Source organism: Clostridium sardiniense, assembly GCF_050584765.1.
Lineage (GTDB): Bacteria > Bacillota > Clostridia > Clostridiales > Clostridiaceae > Clostridium > Clostridium sardiniense_A.
Genome location: NZ_JBNOOR010000002.1, coordinates 647,171 through 664,126 on the forward strand (window position 1 = coordinate 647,171; position 16,956 = coordinate 664,126).

A 16,956-nucleotide genomic window follows, 5' to 3' on the forward strand; every position below is an offset into this window, starting at 1 on the left:
AATCTATTTAATTAGATTAACTTCCACTTTATTTACTAACTTTTATATATTAAATTTATTTAATTGTCTATAGTTAACTTTACATGAAGATCTAAATAGTCTTATTAATTAGTTTTAATAATCTAATTTACCCACTTATTTTAACCATCTTATCTATATTAAGTGTCTTAGTTATCTCTTCATCACTAAGTCCTAATTCCTCTTTTATAACTTCCTTAATATTTCTATTAAGTTTAAGTGCTTTCTTTGCAATAAATGCAGCCTTTTCATAGCCAAGACTTGGTGCAAAGGCAGTAACTATTCCTATACTCTTTTCCACAAGTTCTTTACATCTTTCCTCATTAGCCTCTACTCCATTTATGCAATTCTCTGTTAAAGTATGAACTCCATTAGTTAAAATTCTGATTGATTGGAATACATTTAAAAGTATTATTGGATAAAAAGCATTAAGCTCTAATTGCCCTGAACTTGCAGCAAGCGTTACTGTTGTATCATTACCTATTATTTGAAAAGCTATTTGCTTTAATAGCTCTGGCATTACAGGATTAACTTTACCTGGCATTATTGAAGAACCATTTTGCTTTGCAGGAAGATTGATCTCTGAAAATCCTGTTCTTGGTCCTGATGACATAAGAATTAGATCTCCTGATATCTTGCTTAAATTAACTGCACATACCTTTAAATCTGAAGAAAGAGCTGCAATTGTATCTGCATTTTGAGTTGCATCTATCAAATCTTCAGCTTGAGTTATATTAAGTTCACTTAACAACCTTAAGTTACCTACAACTTTTTTTATATAATTTGGATTTGCATTTATTCCTGTACCTACTGCTGTTCCACCAAGGTTAACTTTTAATAATTCCTTTTGTCTTAATTCTAATCTATTTATATCTCTTCTTATAGCTCTACCATATGCAATAAATTCTGAACCTAAGCTTATTGGAACTGCATCTTGCATTTCTGTTCTTCCCATTTTAATTACATCTTCAAATTCTTTTCCCTTATTTAAAAGAGCCTTTTCAAAATTTCTTAATTCCTCTAAACAATATTCTAATAAGCCATGACAATTAATAAGTCCAGCTGTTGGAATTACATCATTTGTTGACTGACCCATATTAACGTGGTCATTTGGATGAACTGGATATTGAAGTCCTTTTTCATAACCTAAGATTTCATTGGCAAGATTCGCTAAAACTTCGTTCATATTCATATTAGTTGATGTTCCAGCTCCCCCTTGTATTGGATCTAATATAAATTGATCTATATAATTTCCATTTATAATTTCATCGCAAGCTTTAACTATTCCATCCTTAAGCTTATCTTCAAGCTCTCCCACTTCACAGTTTGTAATAGCACAAGCCTTCTTAACTAACGCTAAACTTCTTATAAATGATTCCTCTAAATTCATGCCGCTTATTCTAAAGTTTTCATGTCCTCTTAAACTTTGAACTCCATAATAAACATCCTTTGGTACCTTTTTACTTCCAATAGAATCCTTCTCTACTCTAAATTCCATCTTAAAAACCCTCCAATATCACTTATGATAAATTTCTCTTATCTATGTTTATATTAATAGCAACTCTCATGCCATAATCTGTGTGAATTCTGTTTTTAAAGCTTTTAAGGAGGTTTCTTAGAATCTAAATACAGTAGATATAATTTTATATAAATATCTTCACACTTATTCAGACTATATAATCACACAATATCATTAAATCTTCTAGTATTAATATAAAAAAGTAGTATTCACTATCTTAATGAACACTACTTTTTTATATAAATTTCATTATTATATTTCCTTGCTCTATAATTTTAACATCTTAAATTCTCTTTATATCAATCACAGGTATTATAAATATATAGCCTAAAATAAAAGACATCTTTATTAAAAAATTTAATAAACATGTCTTTCTAAAATTATTTTTGTGGCATTGCAGCCTTTACTTCTATATCTTCTACTCCAATAATCTTAAGAATCTTTTCTGATCTTTCCTTAGTTGATCCTGTTATAGTTTCAAACTTAACATTTTCAGCTTCTAAGAAACTTAAGATCGCTTTATCTATTGATTCCGCCATATCTTCATCTTGCCATCTTACTCCATCCTTTGCGTATCCAAACTCTCTTGGTACAAAGAATATGTAATCATACTTTGGCAAATCTCTTAATGCTAGTATATATAAATCTTTAAGTATCTCTATTTCTTTCACTGTTCTCTTTTTATCACCTAACATAAATCTACCATATATGTAAGGCACAAAAGTTGCATAGTCTGTTATTGCATAATCAAATTCATTTAAGCTTTCTTCTAATTGTGCTTGTCCTAAATATATACCATATTGTTCTGCGATAGTTTCTATCATACCTTTATCTCTTAAGTAATCAGTGCTATACTCCGTTGCTACTCCAACATTTAAATCTCTTATTTTTAAATCAACATAAAGTTGTTGTATTAATGTAGTCTTTCCACATCTTGGACCACCTAAGATGGCTATTCTTATCGGCATATAATCTCTCCTTCAAACTAATTACATTACCACCATAAGGTAATATTATTGTTTTTTATTTTCTAAATTTTGAAAACAAAATCATTATATCAGTTTGACCGACAATTTTCAATAAAATTCGCAATTAGAGGGAGTAGCAAGATATGACAGTTGCTACTCCCTCTAATTATGATTTAAGTAATTTTTTCTTTATATATAAATATTTTTATATATAAATATTTGCGTGAATTAATTTTGTCTTTTTCCGCATCTAAATATTTTCATCTTATGTTTGTATCTTATATTTAGATTCTTTTTATATTAGACAAATTCACCTTTTATAGTTATTCTTCAATAGACTATTTTGTGTTTATATTCTTCTAATATTAATTAATTTATTTATTAATTAGCTTTAGCATCTTCTTTTGGTTTTTTCTTAACAACAAATACTGCTATAATTAATGAAATTAATGTAAGTACTCCTGATGCAGCAAAGGCAATATTCATTCCATGTACTTGTGCAAGTTGTGGATTTAATATTCCTGAGTTTAAAGCTGCTTTAGTCATTAATGTAACTAATATTGCAGTACCAATTGAACCTGCAACTTGTCTCATTGTATTATTTACAGCAGTTCCGTGTGATAAATCTTCTTTGCTTAATGAGTTTAAACCAGCTGTAGTCAAAGGCATCATAAACATTGCCATACCTAAAAGACGAACTGAATATGCAAATGTTATAAGTTCAATCTTTGTATCAGCACCTAAGAATGATAATCCAAATGTACCAGCTGTTAAAAGTGTTAATCCAATTATTGAAAGAAGTCTTGCTCCAAATTTATCAAATAACTTACCTGTTATAGGGTTCATTATTCCCATTATTATTGCACCCGGCATAAGCATAAGTCCTGAATCAAGTGCTGAATATCCTCTTGCCATTTGAATATACATTGGTAATATTAACTCTGCTGAAACAAGTCCAGCATATGCTATCATTATTATTATTGTTGTATATGTGAATGTCATACTCTTAAATACTCTTAAGTTTAACATTGGCTTCTTGCTTGAAAGTTGTTTCCATGTAAATATAACAAGTGAAACTATACCTATTATTAATGGAATTAATACTTTTGCATTTTCCCATCCATCAGTACCTGCGTTACTAAATCCAAGTAATAATCCTCCAAAACCTAAAGTTGATGTAATTACTGATATAATATCTAATTTTATTTTATTTGATTCTTTTACATTCTTAAGTGCAAAAAATGCAAATACTAAATCAATAATACATATAGGTGTTATTAAGTGGAATAAATCTCTCCAAGGATGACTATCTACTATAATTCCTGCAAGTGTTGGTCCTATAGCTGGTGCAAAGGCAATTATTATACCTACAACACCCATAGCTAATCCTCTTTTTTCCTTTGGATATATAACTAAAAATACTGTTTGCATAAGTGGCATTATTATACCAGCACCTGCCGCTTGTATAATTCTAGCTACAAGTAACATATTAAAACTATTAGAAAATCCTCCAAGTATTGTACCTAGTGTGAATAATCCCATTGATGCAAAAAATAATTTTCTAGTTGAAAATCTATCAATTAGATAGGCTGTACATGGAATCATTATTCCAGTAACTAGCATAAATGCTGTTGTAAGCCACTGTCCTGTTGTTGGTGATATATTTAAATCTTTCATTATTGTTGGAAGTGCTGTTGTAATAAGTGTACCATTTAAAAATGATACAAAACCTCCAATTAAAAATACCGCTGATATAAGTATCGGGTTAAATTTTTTCTTTTCTCTTATGTTTTCTTCACTCATAAAATTTTATCCTTTCGTTTTTATTCCGTTCCATATATGCTTCAAATAATTAGCATGCTCTTTCAATTCCTCATTATTGCTTATGTACATTATTAATGCTTCAATAATTACTTTATTGCTATTTTCCTTTAAACCTTCTAGCTCTAATAAGGTTATTGCTTCTAATACTTTTTCTCTATCCATTAATGAAGATGATGTTAATACTATTGATCTTATTTTTGCTATTTTAAATTTCCACTCTTTTCTTAAATATTCTAAATCCAAATTAAATTTATCATTCTTAGTGAAAGCTTCTGTAATATCTAATGGTATAAGTGGTTTATCTTCTTTATGTTTATTTATAAGAGCTGTAGTTGAACTTACTATAAATTTTGCTATATCTCTATAGTTCCCTGTTGCAATCTCTCTGATTGCAAATATAACTACAAATTCTTTAATCATACCTTTTAAACATAATGTTATATCCCAAACTATTGATTTTATACTTTCTCCATATGCTTCAATTAATATATCTTTCAATTGATTTGTCATATAAATCTTGTTAGATAAAATTATACTTCTTACACTATCTTCTTTTTTGATTGACTCATTCTGAGCCATCATCAAAGAGAATTCCCTATCAACTGAAAAATGTTTAAATAATACATATATTTTTTCTTCATACTTATCCATAGGCGATAGATCTTTGTTAAGATCAACTTCTCCAATAAGTCTCATCATTTGGTTATTAAAAGATTTTATTATCTCAATTAGTATATCTTCTTTAGAATTAAAGCATTTATAAATCGTAGCTTTTGAAATATTGCATGCTTTAGCAATATCTTGAACAGATGTTGACATATATCCTTTTTTAGAGAATAAATATGTTGCTGTATTGATTATTTCCTCTTTTTTCTCATTAATTAAATCCAACCTATTATCTCCATATTTATAATTTATTTATAAAAACTATGCGGTTTTTATAAAAACTATATAGTTTTCATTATGAGATTATATTACTTTAAATATTTAGAGTCAATTAGTTAGCCACCTAATTAACATTTAATTCACATCATTTTTATCTAAATTTCTATAATATAAATTAATTGTTTTTAATTTACATTTCAAATTCATTTTTTGTATTTAATAATTACCTCTCATAAAGCTACTACTTTATTTTAAAACTATATTGCTCCCTTTTGAAAGATTCCAAAAGTTCTAACTTTTATATCCTTCAAAACAAAAAAGGAGGAATAATTCCTCCTTTTTTACACTATCTCACTTTTAATTTTCTCTATTTAAACCATACATTATTTTATAGTAGACAAGTAATTCTATACTATACTAATTTAAAACTTTTAGGTTTAAAGCTCAATTTCTATTAACACTATTAGAACTCTGCTAAGTTAACCTTCTCAATTGCTTCTATTGCTTTAGAGAATTGAGGTAAATACTTCTTATGTGCAACTAGCATATCATTTAATAACTTTCTTCCTCTTATATCATCACCAACTAGTGGATTAGTTACCATAGCTAGAAGTGCTGTATTGTAATCTCCTGTATAAGCTGCCTCTGCTGCTAATCTTTCAAACGCTTTTATTTGAGATGTTAATCCTTGAGCTGCTATTGGAAGTTCTCCAACTGTCTCAACTGGTACTGGACCATCCTTTGTAATATAACAGCTTACTTCAATTGCTGAATCATCATCAAATTGTTTAAGCTTTCCATTATTCTTTGTATTTACAGCAACTACATTTCTCTTGTCATTATATATACCATTTATAACATTACAAGCTACATCTGAGTAATGTGCTCCCCCTCTTTTTGAAAGTTCTTCAGGTTTTACATCTAAGTCTTTATCCTTATAAAGCTCAAATAATCTTTCTTCAAGCTTCATTACAACTTCTGCTCTTGTTTTGCCTTCTTCATATTCTTTTAATTCATCTGAAAGCATGTCTCTCTTTTTATAATAGTATCTATGATATGGACATGGCATTACACCAAAGGCTCTTATAAATGCTGCATCCCATCCTAAAGCTTTTATATTTGCCATACTATGCTCATCTTCTGAGAATATCATCTTTTCAATTACTTCATTGCTTACATCTTTTCCATCTAAGTATGCTCTTTCTGCATAAACCATATGATTAAGTCCTGCAAAATCTACTTGTATTCTATCTTTATCTACACCTAAAGTCTCTGCAATCGCAAACTCCATTCCTATTGGTACATTACAAACACCAACAACTTTCTTATGAACTCCATATCTAAGTAATGCTTCTGTTACGATTCCTGCTGGATTTGTAAAGTTTATAAGCCATGCATTTGGACAAAGTTCACTTATATCTTTAGCTATATCTAAAATTACAGGAACTGTTCTTAATGCTTTAAATAGTCCACCTGGTCCGTTTGTTTCTTGTCCTAAGAATCCATGGCTTAAAGGAATTCTCTCATCTTTAGCTCTTGCTTTTAAAAGACCTACTCTTAATTGAGTTGTTACAAAGTCAGCATCTTTTAAAGCTTCTCTTCTATCAAGAGTTAAATGAATTTCCATAGGAACTCCAGCTTTTTCTACCATTCTCTTTGCAAGTGCTCCCACTATTTCAAGCTTCTCTTTTCCATCTTCAATATCAACTAACCAATATTCTGATACTGGCATTTCATCATATCTTTTTAATATACCTTCTACTAATTCTGGAGTATAACTTGATCCTCCACCAATAGTTACAATTTTAAGACCTTTTTTACTCATATATTCCACCCACTTTATTAAATTTGCATATAGCATAATATTTTAAACGTTTTCTAAATTTTATATATAAGAGAAAGCTATAAAAGCTTTCTCAAATTATTAAATTATATTTCATCTGTACAGTAATAACAGATTCACCTTGATAATAATTATTTTTCAAATTATTAATTTAAAGTTCTTCTCCATTAGTTTCTATAACTTTCTTGTACCAATAGAAACTATCTTTCTTATATCTCTTCATCTCTTTTTCATCATTTTCATCTCTATCAACATAAACAAAACCATATCTCTTTTGGTATCCATTAAGCCAACTTAGAAGATCTGTAAAGGACCATGTACAATATCCAAGTAAATCAACACCATCATTTATTGCCTCTTTACACGCTTCTATATGTTTCTTTAAATACTCAATTCTATATTCATCATGGATTTCTCCATTTTCTAATTTGTCGTATTCTCCTAATCCATTTTCAGTTATAAGTATTGGAAGATTATACCTGCTTGTTATTCTCCTCATACCTATTCTTAAACCTTCAGGATCAATTTCCCAATCCCAATTTGTAGCTTCAAGATTTGGATTTTTTATTGTTTTAAATACTCCTGGAATTCCAGTGTCTTTAGATGTTCCTTTTTTACCTGTAGTATTAAATGTACCACTATCATCAACTCCACCTTCTAATGGATTCATTTCAACTGTTGTTGTTTGATAATAATTAACACCCATAAAATCTGGAGCACCTTCTTTAAGAAGTTCCATATCTCCTTCTTCTATAATTGGTTCAAGCCCCATTCTTTCCATGTATCTAAACGCTGCTTTTGGATACTCTCCTCTGCAGTAAACATCAAGCCACCAATGAACATTAAATTCTTCTGCATTTTCCATTGCAAGTACATCTTTTGATTTACATGAATATGCATAATTAGGTGATAGAGCAAAACTTGGTCCTATCTTACCATCTTTAACATATTCTCTGAATGATTTTATTGCTTTTGCATTAGCTAAACTTGCAATATGGTTTGCTTGTATCATCCTTTTGAAGTTTCTTACCTTTGGTGGATGAAGTGCTAATCTATATCCAAGGCCTATAAATATATTTTGTTCATTTAATGTAACCCAATACTTAACTCTATCTCCAAATCTCTTATATAAAGTTATGCAGTAATTATTAAAATCATCTATTATTTCTCTAGACTCCCATCCCTTATAAAGGTCTTGAAGTGCTTGTGGTAAATCCCAATGATATATTGTAATTATTGGTTCAATATTATGTTTTATTAATTCATTTATTAAATTATCATAGAACTTTAAGCCTTCTTCGTTAACTTCTCCTCTACCCTTTTTGAATACTCTAGGCCATGAAATTGAAAATCTATAAGCTTTAAGCCCCATGTCAGCCATAAGCTTAACATCTTCTTTATATCTATTGTAGTGGTCTACTGCTACATTACCATTTGTATTCTTAAAAGTATTCCCTGGAATCTTAACATATTCATCCCATATTGAAGGTCCTTTTCCATCTGCATCATGTGCACCTTCAACTTGATATGCTGCTGACGCTGATCCCCATAAAAAATCTTCTTTAAATCCATCTAACTTTTCATAAAGCATTCCTACTACCTCCAACTAATTTCTCATCCGCTTTTATACCCTAATTATATTTTCAAAAATTTACTAAGTAAATGCTATTATGCTCTTAAAAAACATGTACCATCATTAAATAATATGTTTTATACATAAAACATCCTGTTACATGTTAATCATTCTTTTTCCTATATCTTCAATCATATATAAAACAGGAATTTGAGTTGTTGCTTCATGGGTTCCTCTCTTCTGTTGTGGAACATAGTATGCAAGCTTTATGTCTGAAAAATTTGCTATAGTACAGTTTTTACTATTTGTAATAGATATTATTTTTCCTCCTGCACTTTTCATTCTATTTATATGTGTTATAGCACTTGGGTTCTCTCCTGATACTGAGAATACAAATGTTACACTTCCTTCTGCATATATACCTTCAGTAGGATAATATGGATCTGTTATTGAAAGAGAGAATTTCCCAAGGCCTGCAAAATATCTAGATGCATAGCTCGCCATAGCCCCTGAGCTTCCAACCCCAACACAAAAGACATACTTAGCCTTCTTAAGTGCAATTGCAGCTTCTTCTAAATCCTCTTTAAAATTATCATTATTGGCTCTATTTAAAAATTCTATTATTATACTTTTATCATCCTTTATATTTACACTCTCATTTTCTTCTAAAAACATTTTTAATTTAATTTTAAATTCAGAAAATCCCTCACATCCAAATTTTTTACAAAACCTAAGTATTGTAGTTGTTGATACATGAGTTTCATCTGCAAGTTCTCTTATTCTCATATAAATTACAGTATTTTTATTTTTCATTATGTAATCATAAACACCAAACTCTAAATCATTAAGACTTTTTATTTCATTAACTCCAAACATAAATAACTCTCCTTTTATTATTTTCTTGAAAACTACCATATTTATTCCTATTCTAATACAAATATCCTTAGAGTAAAATAATTAAATTTATATAATTCATGTATTAATATATTTAAATTACAAAAACTATTTTTGTAGGAGGCGATATAAATTGGATAAGAATAAGAAGCATAAAATCGGCGATATATCTAGTGCTACAAGAGTTCATGAAGAGTACTCAAACGTATATCTTCCTGATGAAAGAACAGGCTATCATCCTAATGATGAGGATCTGGTAAGCAAAGCTCCAAATGGAGATATTACACCTATTCCTAATCCTGCTAGTGATCCTATAGTATCTCAAAATATTGCCAATCAAGAATTTGACTACACTCAAAGTATGGCAGATGAAATGAATGATTTTGAGGATGTAACAGGAACAAATAGGGATGTGCAAGATAATAAATAATTAAATATCCTGTATAAACTAAAATAACCAAATTACGCGTCAATAAAAGAGAGTCCAATATTTTAAATAAGAATATTGGACTCTCTTTCTGCATTTAAATTAGAAATATTGAATTGGTAAAGAGCATTGAAAATTAGTAGTATTATAAGATAAAACCCCAATCTATAACAGATTGAGGTTTTAAAATTATAATTGCTTTTTAAATTAATTATCTAGTTTCTAAGAATGCTACTAGGTTATTAACAGTTGCCATATCTGATCTTTCTAGATCTGTTGGTTGAAGTTTTATTCCTAGTCTTTCTTCTATTTGTAATAATACTTCTATTATTGCAAGTGAATCTAAAAGTCCAGCTTCAAATAAGTTTAATTCTAAATCATCTCTTATTTCGTCGCATCCAGTTACTTCTTCAAAAATTTCTATTACTTGTTCTTGCATTTTCCTCTATCTCCCTTATATTTAAATCTAATTCTTTAAAAATCTCTCTCTTCTATTTTAGCTATAAAATCTTTTTTTTCTATAAAGTTTATATAAAATTTACATAAATTTATTTTAAGTAATTATTAAGCTTTAAATTTTACTTCACTATGTGGAAGTATCCTGAGAATATTAACAGACCAAAACATGCTATATGGAATGTTATAACAATCTGTACAATTTGGAACCACTTTTCCTTTTTGTGTGATTTGTAGAACTTTGATTTCTTTTGATAGATATCAGTTAATACTAAAACTACACCTTGGTAAATACCATAAACTATGTAATACCAAGTTAATCCATGCCAAAATCCCATTGTGAGCATTGTGATAATTTGAGCGACATGTGCTGCTGTAGCTCTCTTTTTAAATCTCTTCTTTCTCATTGAACTAATTACAAATCTTGAGAATATGTAATCTCCAAACCATCTTGAAAGTGATATATGCCATCTTGTCCAGAACTCTTTCATATCTTTACTTATAAATGGTTTATCAAAGTTATCTGGTGCCTTTATTCCAAATATATAACTTGTACCAACAGCGAAAAGGCTGTATCCACCAAAGTCAAAGAATAAGTATAAACTATAAGCATACATATAACTTAAAGCTCTTAAGAATGTTATATGATCTGTATGAATTTTAGTAAGCCATAAAGTGTTTATAAGAAATGCTATAACAAACTTATATCCAACACCCATAATTATTTTCTTAATACCTGGCATTAAGTAATCATTTATATATTCATCTTTTGGTATTTTCTTTTCTAAATCTTTTTCAAATCTTCTTGATCTATCAATAGGTCCTGAACTTAATGTTGGGAAGAATAATATAAAGTAAAAGAATGTACTAGGTTTTACTTCTGTTATTGCTCCATCATATATCTCTATAACCATTTGAATAGCTCTAAAGTTTAAATAAGATATTCCTATAAATCCTATTATCCCAATTTTTGCGTGAGGGAATAATACATTAAAGTGTGGTGATAGTTTATTTATTATTACTGGAAGCATTGATGCAAACAGGAATATTCTATATACAAGTTTGCTCTCTGTTCTCCTTCTAACAAACAAGTAACCATAAACTATAAGTGTTTCCCATATAATAAATATACACAGGAATTTAAAATGCACATTTATTCCAACTATAAGGAATATCATAAATGCAGTTGCAATCATTCCATATATTTTTATCTTTTTACCACATAACCCTAAAACTATAGCAGGAATTGCTGTTAATAGGAGTATATATAGATAAAAATAATCTCCATATTGTGAAAAAGTCATTACATTTCCTCCATAAGTTTCTTTCTATCTATTTTTCCGTTTACGTTTGTTGGGAACTTATCTATTATCTTAATATTTCTTGGTATCATGTAGCCTGGTATAAATTTTTCTAATCCTTTTTTAATCATCATGCCATTCTTTAAATTACTTAAATCATTCTTTTCTTTAAGTTCTACTACTCCTTGAAGATAAGCAATTTTTTCATCCTTGTATATTGGAAGAACTACTGCATTTCTTATATTATCAACTTTTCTTAAGTTGTTTTCTATATCTTCTATTTCTATTCTGAATCCATTAAGCTTTATTTGGAAGTCCTTTCTTCCACAGTAGTATATTCTCTCATCTAAGATGTAAGCCATATCCCCTGTCTTATATGCTCTAAATTTTTCTCCGTTAAAGTCATCATAATAGAACACTTCATTAGTCTTTTCTTCATTCTTGAAGTAACCCTTTGAAACTGATTTTCCTATTATTACAACCTCACCTTTTTCGCCTTCTTTTACGTCTTGTCCATTTTCATCAACAACTCTAATTCTTGTTGTCTCCATAACTGTACCAACTGGTAAGCTTTTTTCGTCTTCTAGCATTTCTACAGTTATATCATTTGCGCTTATTCCAACTGTTGCTTCTGTTGGTCCATATCCATTTATTATTCTTGTTCTTGGGAATCTTTCCATAAGCTCCTTTGAAAGATTCTTTGGAAGAACTTCTCCTATAAATATCATTGATTCTAGGTTCTCTAGCATTTCACTATTAAAGCTTGCTTCAGTTACACAAACTCCAGCGAATGATGGTGTTGATACCCATATATTCATCTTTGATTCATCTAATTGCTTAAATAACTCTTTATAATCTGCTAATGTCTTCTTTGATAATGAGAATAATGTAGCACCATGAGTTAATCCTGGATATATAGTTGTTACTGAAAGATCGAATGAATATGCAGCTTGATTCATTATAACTTTTTCGCTTCCATCAATGTTTAAGTATTCACTTATCCATTCAACGAAATTATCTAAATTGTTGCTACTTATTTGTACCCCCTTAGGCTTTCCTGTACTTCCTGAAGTAAATAAGATATAAGCATTCTCATCTTCCTTTACCCATGCTTCTTCCATTATTATTTCATCTCTATAATCTTCAATTATTCTTTCAAGCTCTTCTTGATTAATTACTTTAACATCTTCTCCGAAAACTTCTTTTTCTAAAGTACTAAAGTTAAATACTATCTTAGGTTTAACTTCTTCTGTTACGTTTAGTACTCTATCTAATGGGAAACTTATGTCTAGTGGTACATAAGCTCTTCCTGATTTTAATGCTCCTATCATACAAGCCATTATTAAATTATCTTTATTTCCGTATATAACTATAGGAGTATTATCATTATGATTTTCTTTTAAATATGCTCCTATACTTTCTGAAAATCTATCTAAATCTGTATATGTTAATTCTTCTCCATCACATTTTAAAGCTATTCTATTAGTCTTAGCATACTTTTTAATTCCTCTGATTATTTCCATATCAATATCCTCCTAAGTTAAAATTCATTATAGATAAATGGTATTTGTTTAAATGGCGCAAATGTAAACACTAATATTGCAGCTATTATAACTATTGTTACAACGATACTAGTTATTAGATACTTGTCCTTGATTATATTCTTTATAAAGTTTTTCACTAACGTCCAACCATCCTTTCGTTCCAATATGCATAACATCTCTCATATAATAAAGTTCACCTGCTTTGTCACTTGTATTTATAACATTAAACCCTTTGTCTTCTGCAAGTTTAGAAATCTTATTATATACCTCATCTCTTTTCTTTTCTGTAACACCAGTATAATCATAATATTTAGGTAAACCAGGTATTATAACTATAGTTGGTTTTATTCCAAGATTTTGGCATACATCTAAGAAAAATTCATAATCATTCATTTCTTTAGCATTTGAAGGATCTACATTAGCATATTTATTTTTTAAACTTTTAAGATGTGGTTTTAAAATTTTATCATAATATTTTTGATCGACTTTAAATGGATTATCTCCAACTCTTTTCTTAGCATCGGATACCGCTAAGTTATATTCCTTCTCCCAATTTATTGGTTTTCCAGGCTTATCATCCTTTGGTGTTTTATCCTTAAGTTTTTTTAATCTAGTATATAGCAACCCTTTTTCTTTTAAAGTAACCATTTTTTGTCGTACCTTGAAGTAAGGATATAAAGCCACTTTTTCCACTTTAGATGTAAATGTATCTGCATTATAAAGGATAGCATACTCTCTTTCAGGTTTATACTCATCACTACCTTTTAAAAGTTTGCTAACTCTTTCTGTTAATTTCTTTTTATTTTCATTAGATATTTCTGGATTATTTAAAAAAGCATAAAATTGTCCTGGAGAAAACCTTGCTTGAAAATCCTTAGGTCTAATTCCTTCTGGATATACAAACCATGATAACGCCACTAATAATACAACTTTTTTATCTTTTATCTTAGGATCCATACTTCCTAATGTAATTGCATCTTGTGCTTCCTGAGTAAGAGATTTACCTATTGTAAATACTCTATTCTTAGTTCTATTCGTATTGAAAAAATATGCAGGATGCTGTCTTGTTTCATGTATAAGGTCTGATGCTCCAATCATCATTATGTCACCTTGTGATAAGAAATGATTATTCAGCGCTACCCCTGTATCTTTAATATCTGAGCCATATTCGCCCATAAGAGGTACTAGATTTTTGCTTTGATAAAGTTTATTAATCTCATTATCTAAGAACTTATTTAAACCAAAAGCAAAAATCCCCCCTATAAGTACTGGTATTATAAAATATAATAATTTCTTCATACCTGTCTCCTCTCTAAATAAAATTCAATAAAAATAGTATTACTATTATGTAAGATAATCAATCACATAAATTTAATCCTTTTTAACAAATAATGAATAATTTCTTAAAAAATACTATTTTTTTAACTTTCTAATAAATCACCTAAGTAATAACGCCATTTTCATTGATATAACAGGTATTCTCTCTAATAAAATTTAACATTTTATTAACTATTTCATTTACTTTTTGTTAAACTTATTTCAATAAATTATCTCTATATTAATTTATAATCGTTATATTTCGCACTTTAAATTCTTTATATATTTCACTATAAACTTATTATGTATTCTAAGTTCACAAATTTTACTAGTTTCGAATTATTTTAAAGAATTACATTTCTATTTTGGGTATGTTATTTATTAAGCATTTCTCCATCATTGTATTTTTTATAAAGTTTCTCATTAACGTCTAGCCACCCTACCGGACCAAGATGCATTGCATCTCGTAAATAATAGTCTACATTCTCTTTGTCTTTTAAATTCATAACATCGAATCCTTTTGCCTTTGCCATTTCTGTAACTTTATCATAATACTTATATCTTTCCTTATCAGGAATCCCGGTATAATCATAGTACCAGTTTGATGCTGGTATAACCACTATAGTAGGTTTTATATTTAAATTTTCACACAAATTCAAGAAGCTTTGGTAATCTTTCATCTCCTCTGAATCCATTAAATTTACATTTGTATATTTATTTTTTAATTTTTTGTATTGTTTCTTTATTACGTCATAAAAATCATTGTAAACTTTCAGATTGTTTTCATTAGATTTTTGCTTTGCTTCTTTAACAGCTTCTATTTTTTCTTTTTCCCAATTAATTTTCTTTTCTCTATTTTTATTTAAAGTTTTATCTGGAAGTTTCATAAGGGCCCTATATAGTAATCCCTTCTCCTTAATTTTGACCATATTTTTCCTAACTTCAAAATATGGATATAGTATTACACTTTCAATCTTTGATATCATCGTATTAGAATCATAAAGGTTTGCATATACTCTCTCAGGTTTATACTCATCACTTCCTTTTAGAAGTTCTCCAACCCTATCTGATATTTCCATTTTATTCTTTTTACTTATATCCTTATTATCCAAAAACGTATAAAGTTGTTCTGGTGAAAATCTACTTTGAAAATGCGCTCGTGTAACTCCATTTTTATCCATAAACCATTGCATAGATAATAGTAATACAATCTTTTTATTTTTTATATTTGGATTCATACTTCCAAGCATTATTGTATCTTGTAGAGTCTGAGTATATGGTCGTCCTATTGTAAAAATTTGAGTTTTACTTCTATCAGTATTAAAATAGTTCGTTGGATGTTGCCTTGATACTACGTGATTTAACTCTGATGACCCCATCATCATTATGTTGTTTTGTGAAAGAAAATAATCTGCTAATATTACACTTTTATCTTTAATATTAGTTGAATACTCATTTTTAAGAATTGTTATATCTTTGCTTTTATATAAATTACCTATTTTAATATCCAAAAATTTATTTAACCCAACTATAAAAATTATACCTATAAATATTGGTATTATAAAATATAATAACTTCTTCATACATTACTCCTATCTAAATAAAATACAATAAAAATAATATTACGATTATATAAAACAATCAATTACATAAATTTAATCCTTTTTAATAAATAATGAATACCATCTTAAAAAATACTAAAATTTATTTTTTTAAAATTAAATAAGCAAGTAATACAGCCGTTTTTTAGTGTATTGCTTAATTTTCATCTTTAACTAATTAACAAATTATTAACTAATTTTTTTAAAGTATTTCTACAAATTATCCATTTCTACTCCTATTTTTTACACTCAAAAGCTATTGTTTAAGTCATAAGCTCCCTACCTAAATTAACTACCATAATATAATCTCTAATAACTAATATATTTCTAGGTACATACGTCCCTATAAAATATGACTCTATAAATGAAAATAATCTCTATATTTATTTATAGAATTACAAAAAACCAACCTATTAACTAGGTCGGTTTTAATTATAATTCCTTTTTTAATTAATTATCTACTCTCTAAAAATGTTACTAAATTATTAACTGTTGCCATATCTGTTCTTTCAAGGTCTGTTGGTTGAAGTTTTATTCCTAGTCTTTCTTCTATTTGTAATAATACTTCTATTATTGCAAGTGAATCTAAAAGTCCAGCTTCAAATAAATCCATCTCTAAATCCTCTCTTATTTCGTCACATCCAGTTACTTCTTCAAAAATCTCTATTACTTGTTCTTGCATTTTCTTCTATCTCCTTATCTTAAAATATAATTTTTTATATCTATTAATTTTATAATTTACTATTAAAATGTACATGAATTTCATTTTGATAATCTATAAAATAT

At 28.4% G+C, this 16,956-nt stretch carries 14 protein-coding genes; 1 reads left to right on the forward strand and 13 read right to left on the reverse strand.

Annotation, left to right across the window (positions count from 1 at the left end):
* Positions 1 to 127: 127 nt before the first annotated feature.
* The 7 genes from ACQPUW_RS12740 to ACQPUW_RS12770 all read right to left on the reverse strand — a co-directional run bounded on the left by ACQPUW_RS12740 (position 128) and on the right by ACQPUW_RS12770 (position 9,506).
* On the reverse strand, positions 128 to 1,516 hold the full coding sequence (locus ACQPUW_RS12740; RefSeq protein WP_430837879.1) for an aspartate ammonia-lyase: 1,389 nt from the start codon (positions 1,514 to 1,516) through the stop codon (positions 128 to 130).
* A 401-nt stretch (positions 1,517 to 1,917) separates the two neighbouring features.
* Positions 1,918 to 2,505, reverse strand: a complete 588-nt coding sequence (locus ACQPUW_RS12745) for an AAA family ATPase (RefSeq protein WP_430837880.1) — start codon at positions 2,503 to 2,505, stop codon at positions 1,918 to 1,920.
* 381 nt (positions 2,506 to 2,886) lie between these two features.
* Positions 2,887 to 4,308, reverse strand: coding sequence for an MDR family MFS transporter (locus ACQPUW_RS12750; protein WP_430837881.1), 1,422 nt, complete (start codon positions 4,306 to 4,308; stop codon positions 2,887 to 2,889).
* 6 nt (positions 4,309 to 4,314) lie between these two features.
* Positions 4,315 to 5,220, reverse strand: coding sequence for a TetR/AcrR family transcriptional regulator (locus ACQPUW_RS12755; RefSeq protein ID WP_430837882.1), 906 nt, complete (start codon positions 5,218 to 5,220; stop codon positions 4,315 to 4,317).
* Between the two features lie 457 nt (positions 5,221 to 5,677).
* Positions 5,678 to 7,039 (reverse strand): 6-phospho-beta-glucosidase, encoded by a 1,362-nt coding sequence (locus tag ACQPUW_RS12760; RefSeq protein WP_430837883.1) that lies wholly within the window; start codon positions 7,037 to 7,039, stop codon positions 5,678 to 5,680.
* Between the two features lie 169 nt (positions 7,040 to 7,208).
* Positions 7,209 to 8,648 (reverse strand): glycoside hydrolase family 1 protein, encoded by a 1,440-nt coding sequence (locus tag ACQPUW_RS12765; protein ID WP_430837884.1) that lies wholly within the window; start codon positions 8,646 to 8,648, stop codon positions 7,209 to 7,211.
* A gap of 138 nt (positions 8,649 to 8,786) precedes the next feature.
* Positions 8,787 to 9,506, reverse strand: a complete 720-nt coding sequence (locus ACQPUW_RS12770; protein WP_430837885.1) for a MurR/RpiR family transcriptional regulator — start codon at positions 9,504 to 9,506, stop codon at positions 8,787 to 8,789.
* 151 nt (positions 9,507 to 9,657) lie between these two features.
* Between ACQPUW_RS12770 and ACQPUW_RS12775 the strand changes: the two genes are divergently transcribed.
* The gene (locus ACQPUW_RS12775) at positions 9,658 to 9,954 is read left to right on the forward strand and encodes a hypothetical protein (RefSeq protein WP_430837886.1); all 297 of its coding nucleotides are present in this window, start codon (positions 9,658 to 9,660) and stop codon (positions 9,952 to 9,954) included.
* A 208-nt stretch (positions 9,955 to 10,162) separates the two neighbouring features.
* Here ACQPUW_RS12775 and dltC (ACQPUW_RS12780) read toward each other — a convergent pair whose 3' ends face one another.
* The 6 genes from dltC (ACQPUW_RS12780) to dltC (ACQPUW_RS12805) all read right to left on the reverse strand — a co-directional run bounded on the left by dltC (ACQPUW_RS12780) (position 10,163) and on the right by dltC (ACQPUW_RS12805) (position 16,852).
* Positions 10,163 to 10,390, reverse strand: coding sequence for a D-alanine--poly(phosphoribitol) ligase subunit DltC (gene dltC / locus ACQPUW_RS12780; RefSeq protein ID WP_204593141.1), 228 nt, complete (start codon positions 10,388 to 10,390; stop codon positions 10,163 to 10,165).
* Positions 10,391 to 10,529: 139 nt separating this feature from the next.
* A complete protein-coding gene (gene dltB, locus ACQPUW_RS12785; RefSeq protein WP_430837887.1) occupies positions 10,530 to 11,711 on the reverse strand; it encodes a D-alanyl-lipoteichoic acid biosynthesis protein DltB in 1,182 nt (393 codons plus the stop codon).
* Positions 11,711 to 13,231 (reverse strand): D-alanine--poly(phosphoribitol) ligase subunit DltA, encoded by a 1,521-nt coding sequence (dltA, locus tag ACQPUW_RS12790; protein ID WP_430837888.1) that lies wholly within the window; start codon positions 13,229 to 13,231, stop codon positions 11,711 to 11,713. Before dltA ends, dltB begins: the two co-directional genes overlap by 1 nt.
* Positions 13,232 to 13,339: 108 nt before the next feature.
* Positions 13,340 to 14,551 (reverse strand): D-alanyl-lipoteichoic acid biosynthesis protein DltD, encoded by a 1,212-nt coding sequence (dltD, locus tag ACQPUW_RS12795; RefSeq protein ID WP_430837889.1) that lies wholly within the window; start codon positions 14,549 to 14,551, stop codon positions 13,340 to 13,342.
* 392 nt (positions 14,552 to 14,943) lie between these two features.
* On the reverse strand, positions 14,944 to 16,152 hold the full coding sequence (dltD, locus tag ACQPUW_RS12800; protein WP_430837890.1) for a D-alanyl-lipoteichoic acid biosynthesis protein DltD: 1,209 nt from the start codon (positions 16,150 to 16,152) through the stop codon (positions 14,944 to 14,946).
* A gap of 472 nt (positions 16,153 to 16,624) precedes the next feature.
* Positions 16,625 to 16,852 carry a D-alanine--poly(phosphoribitol) ligase subunit DltC gene (gene dltC, locus ACQPUW_RS12805; RefSeq protein ID WP_430837891.1) on the reverse strand — a complete coding sequence of 76 codons (228 nt, stop codon included), beginning with the start codon at positions 16,850 to 16,852 and terminating at the stop codon, positions 16,625 to 16,627.
* Positions 16,853 to 16,956: the final 104 nt, after the last annotated feature.

Excerpts from the sequence above, each read along its gene's own strand:
- ACQPUW_RS12740 (WP_430837879.1), bottom strand. The coding sequence starts at position 1,516 with ATGGAATTTAGAGTAGAGAAGGATTCTATTGGAAGTAAAAAGGTACCA.
- ACQPUW_RS12745 (WP_430837880.1), bottom strand. The coding sequence starts at position 2,505 with ATGCCGATAAGAATAGCCATCTTAGGTGGTCCAAGATGTGGAAAGACT.
- ACQPUW_RS12750 (WP_430837881.1), bottom strand. The coding sequence starts at position 4,308 with ATGAGTGAAGAAAACATAAGAGAAAAGAAAAAATTTAACCCGATACTT.
- ACQPUW_RS12760 (WP_430837883.1), bottom strand. The coding sequence starts at position 7,039 with ATGAGTAAAAAAGGTCTTAAAATTGTAACTATTGGTGGAGGATCAAGT.
- ACQPUW_RS12765 (WP_430837884.1), bottom strand. The coding sequence starts at position 8,648 with ATGCTTTATGAAAAGTTAGATGGATTTAAAGAAGATTTTTTATGGGGA.
- ACQPUW_RS12770 (WP_430837885.1), bottom strand. The coding sequence starts at position 9,506 with ATGTTTGGAGTTAATGAAATAAAAAGTCTTAATGATTTAGAGTTTGGT.
- dltC (WP_204593141.1), bottom strand. The coding sequence starts at position 10,390 with ATGCAAGAACAAGTAATAGAAATTTTTGAAGAAGTAACTGGATGCGAC.
- dltB (WP_430837887.1), bottom strand. The coding sequence starts at position 11,711 with ATGACTTTTTCACAATATGGAGATTATTTTTATCTATATATACTCCTA.
- dltA (WP_430837888.1), bottom strand. The coding sequence starts at position 13,231 with ATGGAAATAATCAGAGGAATTAAAAAGTATGCTAAGACTAATAGAATA.
- dltD (WP_430837889.1), bottom strand. The coding sequence starts at position 14,551 with ATGAAGAAATTATTATATTTTATAATACCAGTACTTATAGGGGGGATT.
- dltD (WP_430837890.1), bottom strand. The coding sequence starts at position 16,152 with ATGAAGAAGTTATTATATTTTATAATACCAATATTTATAGGTATAATT.
- dltC (WP_430837891.1), bottom strand. The coding sequence starts at position 16,852 with ATGCAAGAACAAGTAATAGAGATTTTTGAAGAAGTAACTGGATGTGAC.